Source organism: Haloarchaeobius pelagicus (assembly GCF_051207375.1).
Taxonomy (GTDB): domain Archaea; phylum Halobacteriota; class Halobacteria; order Halobacteriales; family Natrialbaceae; genus Haloarchaeobius.
Map to the genome: position 1 here is coordinate 1,826,064 of NZ_JBPJZD010000001.1, position 18,666 is coordinate 1,844,729.

Here is an 18,666-nt window from a genome sequence, read left to right on the forward strand (position 1 = left end):
CTTACTGTAGAACTCCGGTATGGCCCAACGGAACATCGTACTCGTCGTTCTGGACTCGGTCCGGAAGGACTTCTTCGATGAGTACGCCCCTCGAATTCGACGCAGATCCGACATCGCCTTCGAGCAGTGTCGGGCAGTGAGCTCCTGGAGCACACCTAGTCATGCGAGCATGATTTCGGGGGAACTTCCGTCGGTACACGGTGTACACACCCATTCCCCGAGTTTCAGTTCCTTGCCGGTCGAACGGACGTTCTTCAACGAGCTGGACGAAGCGACGACGATCGGAGTCAGTGCGAACGAGTTCGCGAGCTCGTCCTACGAGTTCGATCGCTACTTCGACCGGTTCGTCGAGACCTCGGCGACGCACTGGTATCCAGATGGTGCAGACCCACTCGAAGCCCTCGACGAAATCGATTCGGAGGGAGCGTCGAAGCATCTCCAACTTCTGCGGTCGATTCTCGGGCATCCGAACACGAGTAAGAGTCTGGTGAACCTCCTGGTCGCTGCCGCACACAGTCTCTCGGAGAGCAGGCCGATACCGAAACCGGTCGACGACGACCTGACCCCCGTCCTCCGCGCCGCAAAGCGAGAAGTGCGTGACGTAGATTCTCCCTACTTTCTTTTCTTGAACATCATGGAGGCCCACATGCCGCTGCAGCACGTGCTTGGGTTCGATTCCGATCTGCACGACGCTCCGTGGTCCTGGAGTTCCTCCTCGAAGGGCGTCTGGGAACTCATGGATGGTGAGCACGAGGACTACTGGGAAACCCGTGAAGGTGTCTACGCGGCCGCAATCGATTACATCGACCGCAAGCTGGCGTCCTTCGCGGAGTGGCTCGACGCGAGAGACGATGGCGAGACGACGATCATCGTCACTGCCGATCACGGAGAGAACCACGGCAGGGAGTCGGAGGGAGGGCTCGTCAACCACAAAAGTAGCCTGTCGGAAGGATTGCTCCACGTCCCTCTCGAGATTATCAACCCGCCGAAGGACTCGGAGTCGGTCACCGACTTCGTCTCGCACGCGAAGCTGCCCAGATTGATCACGGGAATCGCGAACGAGTCCGTTCCAGACGTCACAGAAGACGTGATAACGGCCGAACTGGTTGGACTCAGCGCAGGCCCTGAACCCCCCGAAGACTACGATTACTGGGATCGTGCGATGAGATGCGCGTACCGGAACTCGGAGAAGGTCGTCTGGGATTCGTTAGGCGAGACACAGTGGTTCGAGTTGGAACCCGAAACAAGTTCCACGGAAACGAGGGTCGAGTCGACCGATGGCATCCCGGACTGGGCCACTGAGCGATTCGCAACCGAAATAGGGGATTTCAAACGGGAAGCAGTCTCAAATGCATCGAAACCGGACGTCAGTGGGTCGACGGAGCAACGTCTGAAGAATCTCGGATATCTATGATTCACGCGAGAATCTCACGAGTGCGTAACACTTTCCGCGTGATTAATATACGTACCAAGGAATTCGATAACGAGAATGAGTCTACTGAAGCGTGCGCTCTCCCGGTTCAGTGAGAACGTGAAGAACGACGGTCTCACGGGAGTGAAACTAACCGCTTACGACTATTACGTCGGTGCCCTCATGATGAGTGGCCTGTATTCGAGGGTCGATTCGACCAACGTGTTCGATGAGGAGTGGGACGTCCTCATCCTCCTCGACTGTGCTCGACCCGAATTCATCTCGGAGGTCGAAGACGAATACGAGTTCCTCGAGGCGGGCGCTACCGAGTCGACACTTGTCTCCGTCGGGTCGTCGTCTGAACATTGGCTCGAGAACACTTTCGTGGACACGTACGCTGACGAGATATCCAAGACAGCGTACGTGACCGCGAACCCGAACTCCGAGCGGACGGTCTCGAGTTCCCAATTCGCACTCCTGGACGAGGTGTGGCGCGACGAGTGGGACCCAGACCTGCAGACGATTCCAGCGGAGGCGGTGACGGACCGTGCGATCGAGGCAGCACGCGAGAACGATTTCGACCGGCTCATCCTTCACTACATGCAACCCCATCCACCGTTCGTTCCCGACATGGACATTGATGCGATGCGGGTGACTCCTCCGGAGAAAGAAGAAGCTGGCAGCAACATGCGAGACCTTGTGTTGAAAGACGGGTACGAGCCGAGTACGTTGTGGGACGCGCACGTGGAGAACCTGCGATACGTGATGGACAGTGTGGAGGTGCTCCTCAGGAGTCTCGATGCCGATTCGGTCATCATCTCGGCCGACCACGGGCAAGCGTTCGGCTCCTGGGGACTGTATGGCCACCCGAGCAGAGTCCCATTGCCTGCGCTCTACACTGTCCCGTGGGTCGAGGTATCGGCGACCGACACGGGAGAGTACGTCCCCGACCCTGAACGTCGTGCCACACAACGTGACGAGGACCTCGACTCGAAATTAGAAGCGCTAGGGTACAGGACGTAGGTGTTCGACGTACAACCCGTCGACCGCTACGCACGAACACGAACCACAACGCCCATCTTCCAGACGTAGATAGCTACAGTAGATGGCCGACTCTTCGCTCAGAGAACTGCTCAAAGGAAGCGGCCTCGTGTTCGTCGGCCGAATTTCTGAACTCGGTATCTCGTTCGCTGTCGCACTGATCGTCGCCCGGGAACTCGGGAAGGAAGGATACGGAACGGTCAGTCTCGGAGCGACCGTCCTGGCGGTCGTCTCCACCCTGGTGGTCCTTGGGACCCATACCGGGGTGGGGAGATATCTCCCACGCTACGAAGACCCCGCCAAGCGCCGTGGTATCCTCGTATCTGCCTTCCAGCTAACGATGCCACTCGGAATCCTTGCTGGTGCTGCCGTGTTCTTCAGTGGGGAGTTCATCGCGACGAACATCTGGAACGATGAGTCTCTGGCCCCGATATTACGCCTGTTCGGTCTCGCGATTCCGTTCGGTGCGCTGGTGAAATACGTTCAGGGAGCGATGCAGGGGTCGAAACTCTCTGGTCCGAAGGTGATCGTTCAGAACATCACGCTCCCGCTCACGAGGCTCGTGCTCGCAGCAGGCGCGGTCCTCCTGGGCTACGGTGTGCTCGAAGTTGCATCGGCCTACGCTGCCGCGTTCGTCGTCGCAAGCGTGCTCGGGGTCTATTACCTGTACACACGCACTCCTCTGTTCTCCCGGGAGCCGTACGAGCCCATGCATCGCGAGTTGCTCGGGTTCTCCCTTCCCCTCGTGGTCACTATCCTGATGGCACGGATACTAGGAGACCTCGACATCTTTCTCCTCGCGAGTTACTCCACGACCGCGGCAGTAGGTGTCTACAACGTAATCTATCCGATATCCAATCTCGTTCTGCTCGTCCTGTCATCGGTCGCGTTCCTGACCGTCCCGATCCTCTCGGAACTCCATTCCGAAGACGAGTTCGAAGAGATGGACAGGATGTACAAGATACTGACCAAGTGGGTGTTCATCTCGACGCTTCCCATCTTCCTGTTCCTGGCGCTGTTCCCGACCATCTCGATCAGGTATACGTTCGGACAGGAGTACGTCGGTGGGAGCCTCGCGCTGGTGATCCTCTCTGCCGGGTTCTTCTTCCGGACTATAATGGGTCCGAACCGGGACACGTTGACCGCAATCGGACACACGCGCATGATAATGTACGACAACATCACTGCGGCGACCACCAATGTCGTCCTCAACGTCCTATTGATTCCCCGGTACCAGCTGGTCGGAGCCGCCCTGGCAACCGCGATCTCGTACATCGTCCTGAACATTCTGTATGGCGTTCAACTCTACCGGCGAACGGGGATCCAGCCCTTCAGCACGCCACTGGTCAAACCAGCGTTGGTCGCGGGGGTCGTGATAAGCGTCTTGTATTACGGTCTGCGGACGAACGTGTCGATCACGCTCCCGATCTCGATCCTCGCTCTCACGTGTTTCCTACTTGTGTACGGGCTGGCACTGTTGCGTTTCGGTGGAATCGAAAACGAGGACGTCGAACTGGTACTCGACTTCGAGGACAAGTACGACGTCGACCTCGGCCCACTGAAGACGGCGGCGAAGCGGCTGATGTGAGCAGTACGCTGTTGTCCGGCCACCGTTGTCACAATCAGAGAGAACCGCACCAGAATGTCGCCAAGCAGCCGTGCCCGACTCAGTTTACCTGATTCTCGACCGACGCCTCGCCACCTCCCGTCTCCCCCTCCTGGAGTTTCCGTTCCGCCTCGTCCCGGTCCTCTGGGTACCCGATATCGGACCGCCACCCGTCGATACGAATCGCGTCGATGGTCCGGCCACTCTGAATCAGCAGGTCCACAGCATCCGAAATCTCGTACTCTCCGCGGTTCGACGGCTGCACCAGGTGACAGGCGTGGAAGATTGCGGGCGTGAAGGTGTAGAACCCGGTCATCACAAGATTCGACGGCGGGTCCTCGGGCTTCTCGATCACGTCCGTGATCTCGCCGTACTGGTTCGTCGCACAGACACCGTAGCGACTCGCCTCCTCCCACGGGACTTCCTCCACGAGGAACGCGGCATCCGCACGGTCCTCCCGCTGGCGGCGGACCACGTCCTTCAGGTTCGCGTCGAAGATGTTGTCCCCAAGCATCAGCATGAAGTCGTCGTCGATGTGCTCCTCGACGGTCAGCAGGGCGTGTGCGAGACCCTTCTGTTCGCGCTGGTGCGCGTACGTGATCGGGATACCTTCGAACTCGTCCCCGTAGTGGCTGATAATCTTCTCTTTCATGTAGCCGACGACGAGGACGAACTCGTCGGCACCGAGGTCTCGCAACTGCTCCAGGCAGTGCGTAATAATCGGTTTGCCGGCGACCTCGACCATGCCTTTCGGTTTGTCGTCGGTGAGGGGTCGGAGGCGAGTTCCTTTCCCCGCTGCGAGGACGACTGCTTTCATACCACAACCTCCACCTCCCCGGCGATAAATACTTTTAGCCCGAACGTCGCCCCGCCGACAGCAACTCTTTTGCGCCCACACCGAGGACATCCGCTCGATGGCCGATAGCGACGACGTGTGCGTGTTGGTGCCGACTTACAACGAGGCGGCGACCATCGGCGAGGTTATCGACGGGTTGCGCGAGGAGGGGTTCGAGAACGTGCTCGTCATCGACGGGCACTCATCGGACGACACTCGCGAGATCGCCGAAGAGCACGGCGCACGCGTCGTCAAGCAGAGCGGGACAGGCCGCGGCTCGGGCAAAGGCGAGGCCGTTCGGGAAGGCGTGCTCCAGTACATCGACGCGGAGTACGTCCTGATGCTGGACGGTGACGGGACCTACAGGCCGGAAGAGGCACATGACATGCTCGAACCGCTCTTCGCAGGCCGCACCGAGCACGTCATCGGGGACCGATTCGCCAACATGGAGTTGGGCGCGATGACGCGGCTCAACCGGTTCGGGAACCGGATGATAAACACGGGCTTTCACGTCGTGCACGGGCAGAACTTCCGCGACATCCTGAGTGGCTACCGGGCGTTCACGCGCGACTCGTTCGAGCGGATGACGCTCAACGCGGAGGGCTTTGGCATCGAGACCGAGCTCGCTGTCGAGTGTGCGCGACAGGGAATCAGGACCGAAGTCGTGGACATCACGTATCTCGCGCGGCCGGAGGAGTCGGAGACGAACCTGCGGCCGTTCCGCGACGGCGGAGCCATCCTGCTCACGCTGTATCTGCGCTCGAAGACACACAACCCGCTGTTCTACTTCGGGAGCGTAGGCGGCATCAGCGGGCTCGCAGGGCTCTTCGTTGGCGCGTGGGTCGGCTACGAATGGTTCTTCAGGAGCGTCCCACACGACATTCTGGCGATGCTCGCGGGGGTACTCGTGCTCCTGGGCGTGCAACTCGTCATGTTCGGCGTGCTCGCGGACACCATCGTCTCGCTCCACCGGGAACAGCGAAGTCGCCTCGAACGGATCGCGGAGGAGACGCGAGAGGAGACTGCAGCGGTTGAAGAGGCCTCGGCCGCCGAAGATTAGAAGGGAAGCGCGCCACGCACTCGTTCGACGACGCTCAGGCTGCCAGAGCGCCACTCGTCGAACACGGGATAGAGGGCGTTCAACAGGGCCTGTTCGTCTTCGAACTCCGAGACGTTGGTATCGGCGATGGCCTCACCGAGGTTGACCGTTCGCCCTCGCGTGTCGTAGGGAACCTCGATGTGGCCGACCTGTCGTTCGAGTTCCTCGGCGGTCACCGGGTATTCGATGTCGACGCGGTCGAGCTCCGCGTCGACGCGTGCGATTCCGAAGTCCATCGCTGCAGCTGCGCTCGTGTCGTTCGACGGCGGGCGCATTGCCATATATCAGGTCCTGTCGGGCTGCAGGCATCAAAATCCTTCGGTCGAAAGCAACTTGGCCGATGCGGCGAACACACCGTGTATGACCGAGTACACGACGGTCTCCATCCCGAAGGACCTTGCCGAGCGCGTCGACGAGACCATCGAGGGCACGAGTTTCTCGTCGACCTCCGACCTCGTGCGCTTCCTGCTTCGTAGCATCGTCATCCAGCACCAGCGGTCTGACGGTCTGTCGGAGGCGGAGTTCGACGAGATAACGAACCAGCTCCGGGACCTGGGCTACCTGGAGTGAGCAGCCGAGCGCGGTGGTAAACCAGCTGCTGTCGAGGAGTTCACTGCCACTGTTCTTGCGGCGGCTCCGCGTCGATGACGGTCATCTCCTGCTGGGTACCGGCCCGGTCGAACGCCCGGACCGTGTCGGCCTCCCAGGGCGGAATCGCGACGAACACGACCGCGTGCAGGTCGTCTTCGAGGGAGACGGACCGACCGCCAGTCGGGTGTGAGACGAACCGGCCGTGGGTCTGGCCCGGGGGCGTCGAGAGGTCGACGCCGAAGACCGCGCTCACGGACCGTCCCGCGTCGGGCAGGTAGAAGTCAGTGAAGACGGGTGTTTCGGGCGAGAGGTCGTCGGCCCCGTCGAGGTCGCCGGCAGCCGAGGCGGCGAGCGAGAGCGTCACACCCTCGGGGTCAGCCTCTTTAGCGATGTCGACGAGTACCTCGAGCAACCCGCGAGTTACGTAGACCACGGAACATCTAGCACGGCTGGTGGCTAAAGGGATGCGGTCGGTCCCCCAGCAGTGGGACCGACTCAGGCCGTCCAGAACTCGTCGGCGCGGTCGTATCCTCGCGCCTGGAGGTCGGCGAGGAACTCGGGGTCCCGGTCCAGTTTCGAGTACGCGTCCAGGTTCTTCCGGAGCACGACCTCGCGGAGCTGGATCTCCTTGTAGTCCGGGTTCCCGTCGAGCAGCCCGTTCACCGTCTCGATGGTGTGTTTCTCCTGTTCGAGCGAGAGGTTGCCCGAGAGTTCGGTTCGGCGGTCGGTGATATCGAGCATCGACCGGGGTGGCACGTCCCTGGTGTCGGGGTCCATCGCCTTCGGGTCGACGCGGACGATCCAGATCTCGTCGGGCTTCGCCGACACGTCGACGCCCGACGTGAAGTGCCGAATCGGCGGGTTCTGCGAGAACAGGCCGTCCCAGTAGTAGCGCCCGTCGATTTCGACGGCCTCGAAGATGGTCGGGACGGCCGCGGAGGCGAGGGCGGCGTCGGCCGCCTGCTCCGCGGTCTCGACCAGCCGGAACGTCTCCGGTTTCGCGGTAACCCGCGCTTCATCCGTGGTGAAGACGGTGAAGTCGCCGCCTTCGACGTCGACCGCGCCCAGGAACAGGGCGGGCGCGTCGTCAGCCTCGAACGCACCAGACACGTCGCAGTGGCCGAGGATGGTCTCGCGCAGCCGTCGCTGTCCCACGTCCGCGGTAGGGTTGTAGTACGGGCTGATTCCCACAGAGCCGAACTCGCTCATCAGTCTCTGACTCGCCAGCGACCAGTCGTTCGCGACGGCCTCGGCGTAGGATTCGGCGGCGATGTCGCGCCAGAACGCGGTGAGGTTCGAGACCGCGGTCACGGGCTGGTCCGCGGCCAGTCCCGCCCAGGCTACCAGTGCGCAGATGCCGCCGCCGGAAGTTCCGCTCACGGCGACGAGGTCGTACTCGGCTGGGCAGTCCTCGACGATGCGTTTCAGTGCGCCCGCGGTGAAGGCGGTGTGGCTCCCGCCACCCTGACAGGCGACCGCGATTGTCGTCGTCACGCTCCGAGACGACGGCGGCGATTACCAAAGCGAACCTCCATGGAGGGTAATGTCGGCACGGAGTTCAAGAGGGGAGTACAGGATGGGAGTTCAGGATGAGAGCACAGGGAGGCGTGGTCGGCGTCTCCACAACCATCACCGTAAAGACCGGCCACCGAGTACCCGCGACCGATGAACGTCAGCATCATCGGCAGTGGGTACGTGGGGACCACGGCCGCCGCCTGTCTCGCAGACTTCGGCCACGACGTGGTGAACGTCGACATCGACGAGGACATCGTCGCCAGCATCAACGCGGGCGAGTCGCCGGTCCACGAGCCCGGTCTCGACGAGCTCATCGCCGAACACGCGGGCGACCGCCTGCGAGCCACGACGGACTACGAGTCGGTTCTCGAGACGGACGTGACCTTCCTCGCGGTCGGGACGCCCTCGCGCGACGACGGGAGCATCGACACGTCCGTCGTCGAGGCGGCCACCGAGATGCTGGGCGAAACGCTCGCCGAGAAGGACGGCAAACATCTCGTCATCGTCAAGAGCACGGTCGTCCCGGGGACGACCGACGGGACCGTCGCGCCGCTGCTGGCCGAAGCTGGCGGCCTGACCATCGGGGAGGACGTCCACGTCGCCGTCAACCCCGAGTTCCTCCAGATGGGGTCCGCCGTCGAGAACTTCCAGACGCCCGAGAAGATCGTCTTCGGCACGCAGGAGGGTGACGAGTGGGCGCTCGACACCTTACACGAACTGTTCGCGCCCATCGTCGACGCGGCCGACCCCGCCATCGTCGAGACCGGCCTGCGCGAGGGCGAGATGATCAAGTACGCGAACAACGCGTTCCTCGCGAGCAAGGTGAGTCTCATCAACGACCTCGGGAACATCTGCAAGGAGTTCGACGTGGACTCCTACGAGGTCGCCGACGCCATCGGGCTGGACGACCGCATCGGCGAGCGCTTCCTGCGCTCCGGCCTCGGCTGGGGTGGCTCCTGCTTCCCGAAGGACGTGGCAGCCATCATCGCCGCCGCGAAGAACCAGGGCTACGAACCGCCCCTGCTGGAGGCCGCCGTCGAGGTGAACGACCTCCAGCCCGTGCGCCTGCTGGACCTGCTCGCCGGGCACGTCGACCTCGACGGGGCCCGCATCGCGGTCCTTGGCCTTTCGTTCAAGCCCGGGACCGACGACGTGCGGGGGACCCGCGCCCTGCCCGTCATCGAGGGACTGCAGGAGCGTGGTGCCAGCGTGGTCGCCTACGACCCGGTCGCGACCGACAGCTTCCGCGAGAAGTACGACCACGTCGACATCGAGTACGCGGACTCGGCGCCGGCCGCCCTCGACGGGGCCGACGGCTGCGCGGTCGTCACCGACTGGGACGAGTTCGCCGCGCTCGACGACGAGTTCGACGCGATGGCCGACCCGGTCGTGGTCGATGGTCGACACGTTATCGGCCGGCGGGATGGAATCGAGTACGAAGGGCTGACCTGGTAATCGAAGCAGGCCGAGGAAGAGACAGCAGTGGAACCTTAGACCGGCAGCAGTTGCTTCGCGTTCTTCGCGTACAGCCCGAACATCTTCTTGCGCGAGTTCGAGAGCGCCTCGCGAAGTGCCTCGGCTGGGCGTAACTCGACGCCCTCGCCGTGGCCGACGAGAATCAGTTCGGGTTCCAGCCCACCGAGGACGCGCTTCGGGGGGACGGCGCGGAGCATGGGGTGGACACCCAGGCGCTCGCCGGAGCCACAGAAGTAGTCGACGGTCCCGACCGATTCGGGCACCCACAGCGTCCCAAGCTCCTCGTTCCAGAGGCCGGCTTCCTGCCAGAAGCGGTTGTCCCGCAGGCGCAGGGTCCGGTAGCCGGTGTCGGCGAGTTCGTCGCCGAAGCGTTCGACCGGCGCGTCGAGTTCGTTCGCCACGCCCTCCATCCACGTCGGAACGTACACCGGCACGTCGTGGCGGTTCGCGATGGCCGCCGAGTCGCGCTTGTGGCGGTCGAGGGTGATAACCACGCCCGCGACCTCGCCGCGCTCTGCGAGCAGGTCGTCGAGGTCGGGGATGTCGACCGGGTCGAGGACCCACACCTCGTCGTCGACCACGAGTGCGTGACACGCTCGTTGCATCTTCTCGTCGGGGTATGGGATCCACCCGAACCCGCCATCGTGCTCGTTCACGATGCGGTACTGGTCGGGGGAGCCGGACCCTTTCATCGGCATAGTTGTACTCAGGGGCGCGATGGGAATAAGTGACTGCCTAACGGCAGCTGGACGAGGACCGGCAGACCGTCGTTCGCGAGGTGAACGACCTGCTGCGCGAGGACCGGTCTGCCGTGGACCGCTCGACCCACATGCTCGGGGTCGCGCGGGTACTCGAAACGAACTGACAGAAACGGATTTCGGTACGGCGGATTACAGAAATGTAATTCTGATTACCTATTTATCCACAGGGGGTGTACCAGAGACTGACGATGAACAACAGCATCACCACCCAGGGAATCGCCACGAACAACCACCTCTCCGGCCTACTCCGCGGGACCGCGTTGGCTGTCGCCCTCACGCTCGTCGTGGCCGTCCTCGTGACGGTCGCCTCGCTGTTCCCCGGTGCGGGCATCCTGCTCGCACTCCTCGCGTGGACCGTCCTCCTCGGACTGCTCGTCGGCCTTCCGGTGCTCGCCGTCACACTCATCGGCGACGCGCTCTGAGTCGGCTGTCGATACCCACCGATCCATCCGGTTCTATCATCCTGTTTTCCACACTTTGAGAACGTACACCGGTTTATACGGGGTTCCCGGCGCAACCTCGAAATGTGAGGTGAGGAAACGATGTCATACCAAGCGACCAATCCCCTGGCGGACGAGTTCGAGTTCAACCTGGACCGGCCAGTAACGGCGTACTGGTTCGCGCTCCTGCGCGTCGTGACCGGCTGGTGGTTCTTCCACGCCGGCGTGACGAAACTCATCGACAGCGGGCTGAACTTCAGCTACGCGCCGGCCTACCTCGAGGGCATGACGGGAACCGCCCTCGGGCCCATCCCGGTGATGATGGCGGACTACCTCGGCTGGGCGCTCCCGGCGCTCGTCCCACTCGGTGAGACGTTCATCGGGCTCGCCCTGCTGGTCGGGGCCATGGTCCGGCTGGCCTCGTTCTTCGGGGTCATCTTCATGACCCTGTTCTGGGTCGGCAACGCCGGCTTCGGCCACGGGGTCGTGAACGGGGACCTGATGGGGCTGCTCCTGTTCGGGACCATGATGGTCGTCGGCGCTGGCCGGTACTTCGGCCTGGACGCCATCATCGAGAAGTTCCAGTTCGTCAAGCAACGTCCGAAACTCCGGTACCTGCTCGGCTAAGGAGGTGACACACAATGAACAACGAAATCATCGACAAGACGGCGATGGGACTCAGCGGCGCGCTGATGTTCCTCGGTATCGTCGGCCTCGGCATCGTGGAGATACTGGCGGGCCAGCCCTACGGGGCTGCACCGGTCACGAACGACGCGGGTGAGGTCGTCGCCACCCCGGCGGTCGACCCGGCCCTGCGGACGGGACTGGTCATCATGGGCCTCGTGATCCTGCTGCTGTGGGGCCTCTACAAGATGGTCCAGCCACAGATCGCGGACGGCGCTGCCAAGCAGCCGAATCTCGCTGGGGAGTAGACGCGCGAACGCGGCTTCTCGGCTTTTTCGGGACGACCCACACGCCACCCAGTGGCGACGCTCGCGACCCACGTTTAAGCGACCGGCGCACGAACTGGGCGTATGCTCTCGACCCTGCGCTGGCTGGCACTCGAAGTGAAGTACCTCGGGTCGGCCATGGAGTTCTACGGTGAGACGCTGGGCATGGCCGAGCGCCGCCGCGACGAGTCGGAGGTCGCCTACGCGGCCGGAGACACCGACCTCGTCCTGCGACGGCCCTCGTCGGTCCCCCGGGGCGGCGTCCACACCCACTACGCCTTCTCGATTCCGGCCGACGAGTACGACGACTGGTGGGACCGGCTCGCAGACGAGTACGACCTCGACGAGCACGTCTTCGGCGAGGCCCGGTCACTGTACCTGTACGACCCGGACGGGAACTGCGTCGAGCTGGGCCAGACCAACGTCACGGGCCCGGGCATCGACGGCATCTTCGAGGTGGTACTCGAGGTTGCCGACCTCCACCGCGCGGAGTCGTTCTACCGCGCCCTCGGGTTCGACGTCGTCGACCGCGGCGAGAACCGGACCCGGATTCGACTCCAGGGACCCATGGCCCTCGAACTGTGGGAACCCCATCTCGGGCTCGCGGACGCCCGCGGTGGCCTGCACGTCGACCTCGGCTTCGATGGCGACCCCGACGCCGTGGTCGACGCGGTCGGTGCGGCAGCCCGGTCGGTCGAACGACTCGACGATGGTGGCGTGCGACTCCTCGACCCCGACGGTCACTACCTGACGGTCGACAGGGCCTGACAGAAACAGATCGCGCCCGGCTACAGTCGGCCGGTGTCTATCTCGATTCCCGGCGGGGAGACGATGAGGAATCCACGGAAGTGGACGAGCTCACCGCCCGATTTCTTCACGTCGCGTGCGAACCCGGACGCGAGTTCGTTCACGTCGCCCTCGATGTGCAGTACGAGGATTCGCCCGTTCATGATGGTGTCTATCCACTCTTCCGGCGGCGTCGTGCCGTCGAGCACACCGAGTTCGACGCCACCGACGAGGTCGCCGTCCTCGTCTTCGTCGAGGTGGTCCTCGACGGCCCGCAGATCCAGGTCGAAGTCGCCCATGAGCGACTACTCGGTGTGCCCCGAGAAAAATCCTCGCCTCTGGTGGTACGGCCCACTCGATTGCGGGCGGCCGATGCCTGCGACCGTTCAGTCGGTCTTGTACTCCTTGCGGTAGCCACGGAACTCCGTGCGGTGGGCCTCCTCGTCGGCGAGCAGTGTGACCGCGAGGTCCTCCGTGACGGGGTCGTTGGCCTCCTCGGCCGCGCTGATGAGGGCGCGGTAAGTCTCGATCGCGTCCTCCTCGGCCTCGATGACGCCCTCGATGACCGACAGCACGTCTGTCGTGTCCTCGGGGGGCTGGAGGTTCTCCTGGCGGGCCTGGAAGGCCATGGAGCCGGGCGGGGCCTCGTCGAGCTGCTTCAGGCGGTCCCCGAGCTGGCGTGCGTGCGTGAGCTCTTCCTGGATGTCCTGGTCGAGGCTATCCTTGATCTCCTCGGCCCGGACGCCGTCGAGCACGATTGCGTTCGTCATGTAGTTCATCACGGTCTCTATCTCGTCGCTGTACGCCTTCTTCAGGAGGTCAACGACTTGCTGGTCTGCCATACCCGGGTATTCTCACGCCGGAGACATAACGATGGGGCCAAAGGCAAGCTAGACCCAGGCCGGTCGGATGCTGGCCGAGGGCGCATTCTGACTCCCCCCAGCGGTGCGCGTGAGCCTGTCACCCCGGCGCACCATCCCGAAGCTGGCAAGACCTGCCGTCTCGCACGGTCGTCCTGTTCGTCCGGTGACAGACCATCTGGAAGGAATATAAGGAATATGTATCCGATTGTAGTCGCCGCAGTCGTGCGATTACAGAATTCATGATGGTCGTTCGGCACGTTCCGGGACGCGCAGCAGACCTGTCACACCACCAAGTTTAAATATGGGTTCGCGCTTGGAGTGAGATACAATGTCGCACCACGACACCCGCTCTGACACCAGTCAGGGCGATCGAGTTCTTCCAGGGCACACTGAACGCCACAACTGAATTCGACACTGCACGCGTATTCGACACCACACTGCGGGACGGCGAGCAGTCCCCACGGACGTCTTTCTCCTACGAAGACAAACGGGACATAGCGGCCGTGCTGGACGAGATGGGCACCCACGTCATCGAGGCAGGGTTCCCCGTCAACTCCGACGCAGAGTTCGAGGCCGTCTCGGACATCGCAAAGTACACCGACTCGACGACCTGCGGGCTGGCCCGTGTCGTCGACAAGGACATCGAGGCAGCCATCGACTCCGGCGTCGAGATGGTTCACGTCTTCGTGAGCACCTCCGACGTTCAGATCGAGGATTCGATGCACGCCACCCGCGAACAGGTGAAACAGCGAGCCATCGACTCCGTCCGCCGCGTCAAAGAGGCGGGCGTCGAGTGCATGTTCTCGCCCATGGACGCCACCCGGACCGACGAGGACTTCCTCATCGAGATGGTCGAGGCCGTCACCGAGGCCGGGACCGACTGGATCAACGTCCCGGACACCTGCGGGGTCGCAACCCCCCGACGGTTCTACGACATGATCCAGACCATCGGCGAGCACACCACGGCTCGCATCGACGTGCACACGCACGACGACTTCGGGCTGGCCACCGCGAACGCCCTGTCCGGCATCGAGGCCGGTGCCCACCAGGCACAGGTCTCGGTCAACGGCATCGGCGAGCGCGCCGGCAACGCGGCCTACGAGGAGTTCGTCATGGCCGTCGAGTCGGTGTACCAGGCCGACACGGGTATCGACACGACCCGAATCACGGAACTGAGCAAGCTGGTCGAGGCGCGCTCGGACATGCCGGTCCCGGCGAACAAGCCGGTCGTCGGCCAGAACGCCTTCAGCCACGAGTCCGGCATCCACGCCGCCGGCGTCATCGAGAACTCCGACACGTTCGAGCCGGGCGTCATGACCCCGGAGATGGTCGGCGCGACCCGCGAGCTGGTGCTGGGCAAGCACACGGGCGTCAACGCCGTCCGCCAGCACCTGGTCGAGGCGGGCTTCGACCCGACCGAGACCCAGGTCCGCGCGGTCACCCGGAAGGTCAAGGACCGCGGCGCGGAGAAAGAACGCGTCACCGCGAGCACGCTGTTCGAGTTCGCCCGCGACATCGGGATCCCCACCGTGGAGGAGACCGAAGAGGTGAAGGCCTGATGGGCCATCCCCGCAAGGTCTGCCCCACCACCAAGATTTATATCGACCGGGGGGCGTACACAGTCGGTAATGAGACAGTCACCAGCTGCAGACGGCGACACCCTCGCCAGCAGCGGTGCTGTCGTACGGACGCTGTCGATTATCGTAGGGGCCGCCTAGCCCCTACAACACCCCATCCTGACCCGGTTTTTGCATCGTTTCGAGAGTCACAGCCGACAGCACGTACGTCAGTAATGTCCCAGCACACATCCGACACCCCGTATCGACCCCGACCGACACCAGCCGCGTTCGACGCGACACCGACAGGCCCGAACACATGAGTGAACGCGCGAGCACGACACCGACCGACACAGCGACTGGTGAAACGACCGGCGCGGACACGGAGACCGACGCCGAATCGACCGTCCCGAAGACCGGCGCGACCGCCGTCATCGAATCACTGGAAGCCGCCGGCGTGGAGTTCGCCTTCGGCGTCCAGGGCGGTGCCATCATGCCCGTCTACGACGCCCTGTACTACTCCGACATCTACCACGTCACGATGGCGCACGAGCAGGGGGCGTCCCACGCGGCGGACGCGTACGGCATCGTCGCCGGTGAACCCGGCGTCTGCCTGGCCACGTCCGGTCCCGGCGCGACCAACCTCGTGACCGGTATCGCGGACGCCTCGATGGACTCGGACCCGATGATCGCTCTGACCGGACAGGTCCCGACCGAGTTCGTCGGGAACGACGCGTTCCAGGAGACGGACACCACGGGCGTCACCGCCCCCATCACGAAGACGAACTACTTCGCGAGCCACCCGGACACGGTCGGCACGACCGTCTCCGAAGCGTTCGCGCTGGCGCGCGAGGGCCGCCCGGGCCCGACGCTGGTCGACCTGCCCAAGGACATCACGCAGGCCGACTCGAACGCCGACGCCGGCCCGCCACAGCTCCCGGACACCTACACGGTGACCGAGAGCGCCGCACCCGACGCGGTCCAGGCGGCCGCAGACGCAATCCAGTCCGCGAACAAGCCGCTGTTGCTGTTCGGCGGCGGCGTCATCAAGGGTGACGCGAGCGAAGAAGCACGGGAGTTCGCGACGACGTACGACATCCCCGTGACGACCACCATGCCCGCGCTGGGCTCGTTCCCCGAGGACCACGAGCTCTCGCTGGAGATGGCCGGCATGCACGGCACCGGCTACGCCAACATGGCCATCACGATGACCGACTGCCTCATCGCGGTCGGCTGCCGGTTCGACGACCGGCTCACCGGTGGCATCGAGACGTTCGCGCCCGACGCGGAGGTCGTCCACATCGACATCGACCCCGCCGAGATCAGCAAGAACGTCGAGGCGGATTACCCGCTCATCGGCGACGCCGGCACCGTCCTGGAACAGCTGGACGAGGCCATCGAGGCAGCGCCCCAGACCAAGAAGTGGCGCGCGACCTGCCAGCAGTGGAAGTCCGAGTACCCGATGGACTACAGCGCGCCGGAAGACGAACCCCTCCGCCCCGAGTTCGTGGTCGAGGCGTTCGACGAGGCAACCGCTGACGACGCCATCGTCACGACCGGCGTCGGCCAGCACCAGATGTGGGCCGCCCAGTACTGGACGTACAAGCGGCCCCGCACCTGGGTCTCCAGCCACGGGCTGGGGACGATGGGCTACGGCCTGCCCGCCGCCATCGGCGCGAAGGTCGCGGCCCCCGACCAGGAGGTCGTCTGCTTCGAAGGCGACGGCTCGTTCCTGATGACGATGCAGGAGCTGTCGGTCGCGGTCCGCGAGAACCTCGACATCACCGTCGCGGTCCTCAACAACGAGCACATCGGGATGGTCCGCCAGTGGCAGGACGCCTTCTTCGGCGGCCGCCGGATGGCATCCGAGTACCCGTGGGTGCCCGCCTTCGACAAGCTCGCCGAGGCGTTCGGCGCGAAGGGCATCTCGGTCGAGGACTACGACGAGGTCGCGGACGCGGTCGAGGAAGCACTGAACTACGACGGCCCCGCGGTGGTCGACTTCCACGTCGACCCCGAGGCGAACGTCTACCCGATGGTCCCGAGCGGCGGCGACAATGGCCAGTTCGCACTGGAGGAGGGTCACCTATGAGCGGCGGACTGCAGGGGCCCGCGCCCGAAGAGCGCGTCCGACCCCAGGGCCGACGCAACAAGCAGGGCATCCGCATCGACCCCGAGGTCGAGGCGGAACAGAAGCCCCGACGGGCGGTCATCTCCGTGCTGGTCGAACACGAGCCGGGCGTCCTCTCGGACGTCTCCGGCCTGTTCAGCCGCCGGCAGTTCAACATCGAGAGCCTGACCGTCGGGCCGACCGAGGACGACTCGAAGGCCCGCATCACGGTCGTCACCGAGGAACCCGACCCCGGCATCGACCAGATAGAGAAACAGCTCCGGAAGCTGGTGCCCGTCATCGCGGTCAACGAACTGCCCGACAACGCCATCAACCGCGAGCTTGCACTCATCAAGGTCGTGGGCGAGCACCCCGACCAGGTCGCTGCCGTCGCCGACATGTACGACGCGAAGACGGTCGACGCCTGTCGGGAGACGGTGACCGTCGAGATCACCGGGAGCAGACAGAAGATCGAGGCGGCCGTCGAAGCGTTCGAACGCTTCGGTGTCCGCGAGATAACCCGAACCGGCACCGCCGCACTGGCGCGAGGAACCACCGATACCGCACAACAGCAATGACAGACGACGAGTTCACCACCGAAGTATACTACGACGACGACGCCGACGCATCGCATATCGAGAACAAGACCGTAGCCGTCCTCGGCTACGGCAGCCAGGGCCACGCCCACGCCCAGAACCTCGCCGAGAGCGGGGTCGACGTGGTCGTCGGCCTGCGCGAGAGTTCCTCCTCGCGCGCCGCCGCGGAAGCCGACGGGCTGGCAGTCGCCACCCCGAAAGCGGCCGCCGAGCAGGCCGACATCGTGTCGGTCCTCGTGCCCGACACCGTCCAGCCCGCCGTCTTCGAGGAGATCGCACCGGTGCTGGACGAGGGTGACACGCTCCAGTTCGCCCACGGCTTCAACATCCACTACAACCAGATCGAGCCGCCGGAACACGTCGACGTGACGATGGTCGCGCCGAAGTCGCCGGGCCACATCGTTCGCCGCACCTTCGAGAACGGCGAGGGCGTCCCCGGCCTCATCGCGGTCTACCAGAACGCGACCGGCGAGGCGAAGTCCGAGGCACTGGCGTACGCCCAGGGCGTCGGCTGCACCCGCGCGGGCGTCATCGAGACGACGTTCCAGGAGGAGACCGAGACCGACCTGTTCGGCGAGCAGGCCGTCCTCTGTGGCGGCGTCACCTCGCTGGTGAAGCAGGGCTACGAGACGCTGGTCGACGCCGGCTACAGTCCGGAGATGGCGTACTTCGAGTGCCTGAACGAACTGAAGCTCATCGTCGACCTGATGTACGAAGGCGGGCTCGGCGGCATGTGGCACTCCGTCTCGGACACGGCCGAGTACGGTGGGCTGACCCGCGGCGACCGCATCGTCGACGACCACGCCCGCGAGAAGATGGAGGAGGTCCTCGAAGAGGTCCAGAACGGCGAGTTCGCCCGCCAGTGGATCAGCGAGAACCAGGCCGGCCGCCCGAGCTACACCCAGCTCAAGCAGGCCGAGGAGAACCACGACATCGAAGCCGTCGGCGAGGAACTCCGCAGCCTGTTCGCGTGGCAGGAGGACGAGGACGAAGAACAGACCGAAGAACCAGCGACTGCAGACGACTGAGA

General features: G+C 64.1%; 21 protein-coding genes. 14 read left to right on the top strand and 7 right to left on the bottom strand.

Annotated elements, in window-relative coordinates; translation table 11 throughout:
- Window positions 1-19: 19 nt before the first annotated feature.
- The 3 genes from ACSC1S_RS09640 (at window position 20) to ACSC1S_RS09650 (ending at window position 4,040) form a co-directional block, all read left to right on the top strand.
- On the top strand, window positions 20-1,414 hold the full coding sequence (locus ACSC1S_RS09640; protein WP_435364117.1) for a sulfatase-like hydrolase/transferase: 1,395 nt from the start codon (window positions 20-22) through the stop codon (window positions 1,412-1,414).
- 75 nt (window positions 1,415-1,489) lie between these two features.
- Window positions 1,490-2,434, top strand: coding sequence for an alkaline phosphatase family protein (locus tag ACSC1S_RS09645; protein ID WP_435318654.1), 945 nt, complete (start codon window positions 1,490-1,492; stop codon window positions 2,432-2,434).
- A gap of 82 nt (window positions 2,435-2,516) precedes the next feature.
- On the top strand, window positions 2,517-4,040 hold the full coding sequence (locus ACSC1S_RS09650) for a flippase (RefSeq protein WP_435364118.1): 1,524 nt from the start codon (window positions 2,517-2,519) through the stop codon (window positions 4,038-4,040).
- A gap of 79 nt (window positions 4,041-4,119) precedes the next feature.
- On the opposite strand, the gene aglF is transcribed toward ACSC1S_RS09650, so the two are convergent.
- Window positions 4,120-4,875 carry a UTP--glucose-1-phosphate uridylyltransferase AglF gene (aglF, locus tag ACSC1S_RS09655; RefSeq protein WP_435364119.1) on the bottom strand — a complete coding sequence of 252 codons (756 nt, stop codon included), beginning with the start codon at window positions 4,873-4,875 and terminating at the stop codon, window positions 4,120-4,122.
- Between the two features lie 97 nt (window positions 4,876-4,972).
- Between aglF and aglJ the strand changes: the two genes are divergently transcribed.
- A complete protein-coding gene (aglJ, locus tag ACSC1S_RS09660) occupies window positions 4,973-5,953 on the top strand; it encodes an S-layer glycoprotein N-glycosyltransferase AglJ (protein ID WP_435364120.1) in 981 nt (326 codons plus the stop codon).
- Here the strand turns inward: aglJ and ACSC1S_RS09665 are convergent.
- On the bottom strand, window positions 5,950-6,273 hold the full coding sequence (locus ACSC1S_RS09665) for a hypothetical protein (RefSeq protein WP_435318658.1): 324 nt from the start codon (window positions 6,271-6,273) through the stop codon (window positions 5,950-5,952). The two genes, aglJ and ACSC1S_RS09665, sit on opposite strands and share 4 nt — an antisense overlap.
- 79 nt (window positions 6,274-6,352) lie before the next feature.
- On the opposite strand from ACSC1S_RS09665, the gene ACSC1S_RS09670 reads away from it, so the two are divergent.
- On the top strand, window positions 6,353-6,562 hold the full coding sequence (locus tag ACSC1S_RS09670; protein ID WP_261651636.1) for a ribbon-helix-helix domain-containing protein: 210 nt from the start codon (window positions 6,353-6,355) through the stop codon (window positions 6,560-6,562).
- A gap of 40 nt (window positions 6,563-6,602) precedes the next feature.
- Here ACSC1S_RS09670 and ACSC1S_RS09675 read toward each other — a convergent pair whose 3' ends face one another.
- Together ACSC1S_RS09675 and ACSC1S_RS09680 are read right to left on the bottom strand one after the other, a co-directional pair.
- Entirely contained in the window at window positions 6,603-7,016 is a 414-nt protein-coding gene (locus ACSC1S_RS09675; RefSeq protein WP_435364121.1) for a JAB/MPN domain protein-containing protein, read from the bottom strand.
- 62 nt (window positions 7,017-7,078) lie between these two features.
- Window positions 7,079-8,077, bottom strand: coding sequence for a patatin-like phospholipase family protein (locus tag ACSC1S_RS09680; RefSeq protein WP_435364122.1), 999 nt, complete (start codon window positions 8,075-8,077; stop codon window positions 7,079-7,081).
- Between the two features lie 171 nt (window positions 8,078-8,248).
- Between ACSC1S_RS09680 and aglM the strand changes: the two genes are divergently transcribed.
- Window positions 8,249-9,553: a UDP-glucose 6-dehydrogenase AglM gene (aglM, locus tag ACSC1S_RS09685; protein ID WP_435364123.1), complete on the top strand. Its 1,305-nt coding sequence runs from the start codon at window positions 8,249-8,251 to the stop codon at window positions 9,551-9,553.
- 35 nt (window positions 9,554-9,588) lie between these two features.
- Here the strand turns inward: aglM and ACSC1S_RS09690 are convergent, their stop codons facing one another.
- Window positions 9,589-10,272: a hypothetical protein gene (locus ACSC1S_RS09690; RefSeq protein WP_435364124.1), complete on the bottom strand. Its 684-nt coding sequence runs from the start codon at window positions 10,270-10,272 to the stop codon at window positions 9,589-9,591.
- 251 nt (window positions 10,273-10,523) lie between these two features.
- Here ACSC1S_RS09690 and ACSC1S_RS09695 point away from each other — a divergent pair, with 251 nt between their 5' ends.
- The 4 genes from ACSC1S_RS09695 to ACSC1S_RS09710 all read left to right on the top strand — a co-directional run bounded on the left by ACSC1S_RS09695 (window position 10,524) and on the right by ACSC1S_RS09710 (window position 12,493).
- Window positions 10,524-10,757 (top strand): hypothetical protein, encoded by a 234-nt coding sequence (locus ACSC1S_RS09695; protein WP_435364125.1) that lies wholly within the window; start codon window positions 10,524-10,526, stop codon window positions 10,755-10,757.
- A gap of 120 nt (window positions 10,758-10,877) precedes the next feature.
- The gene (locus ACSC1S_RS09700) at window positions 10,878-11,402 is read left to right on the top strand and encodes a DoxX family protein (RefSeq protein WP_435318666.1); all 525 of its coding nucleotides are present in this window, start codon (window positions 10,878-10,880) and stop codon (window positions 11,400-11,402) included.
- Window positions 11,403-11,416: 14 nt separating this feature from the next.
- Window positions 11,417-11,707, top strand: coding sequence for a hypothetical protein (locus ACSC1S_RS09705; protein ID WP_435364126.1), 291 nt, complete (start codon window positions 11,417-11,419; stop codon window positions 11,705-11,707).
- Window positions 11,708-11,809: 102 nt separating this feature from the next.
- A complete protein-coding gene (locus ACSC1S_RS09710) occupies window positions 11,810-12,493 on the top strand; it encodes a VOC family protein (RefSeq protein WP_435364127.1) in 684 nt (227 codons plus the stop codon).
- 20 nt (window positions 12,494-12,513) lie between these two features.
- Here the strand turns inward: ACSC1S_RS09710 and ACSC1S_RS09715 are convergent, their stop codons facing one another.
- Together ACSC1S_RS09715 and ACSC1S_RS09720 are read right to left on the bottom strand one after the other, a co-directional pair.
- Window positions 12,514-12,810 (bottom strand): DUF5779 family protein, encoded by a 297-nt coding sequence (locus ACSC1S_RS09715; protein ID WP_261651647.1) that lies wholly within the window; start codon window positions 12,808-12,810, stop codon window positions 12,514-12,516.
- Window positions 12,811-12,897: 87 nt separating this feature from the next.
- Window positions 12,898-13,353: a ferritin-like domain-containing protein gene (locus tag ACSC1S_RS09720; RefSeq protein ID WP_435318669.1), complete on the bottom strand. Its 456-nt coding sequence runs from the start codon at window positions 13,351-13,353 to the stop codon at window positions 12,898-12,900.
- Window positions 13,354-13,673: 320 nt separating this feature from the next.
- Here ACSC1S_RS09720 and ACSC1S_RS09725 point away from each other — a divergent pair, with 320 nt between their 5' ends.
- From ACSC1S_RS09725 to ilvC, 4 genes are all read left to right on the top strand, one after another.
- Window positions 13,674-14,933, top strand: coding sequence for a LeuA family protein (locus ACSC1S_RS09725; protein ID WP_435364602.1), 1,260 nt, complete (start codon window positions 13,674-13,676; stop codon window positions 14,931-14,933).
- Window positions 14,934-15,249: 316 nt separating this feature from the next.
- Window positions 15,250-17,022: a biosynthetic-type acetolactate synthase large subunit gene (ilvB, locus tag ACSC1S_RS09730; RefSeq protein ID WP_435364128.1), complete on the top strand. Its 1,773-nt coding sequence runs from the start codon at window positions 15,250-15,252 to the stop codon at window positions 17,020-17,022.
- Window positions 17,019-17,618 (top strand): acetolactate synthase small subunit, encoded by a 600-nt coding sequence (ilvN, locus tag ACSC1S_RS09735; protein WP_435364129.1) that lies wholly within the window; start codon window positions 17,019-17,021, stop codon window positions 17,616-17,618. Before ilvB ends, ilvN begins: the two co-directional genes overlap by 4 nt.
- Window positions 17,615-18,664: a ketol-acid reductoisomerase gene (gene ilvC, locus ACSC1S_RS09740; protein WP_435364130.1), complete on the top strand. Its 1,050-nt coding sequence runs from the start codon at window positions 17,615-17,617 to the stop codon at window positions 18,662-18,664. The genes ilvN and ilvC overlap by 4 nt, the downstream gene beginning before the upstream one ends.
- The last annotated feature ends 2 nt before the right edge of the window (window positions 18,665-18,666 follow it).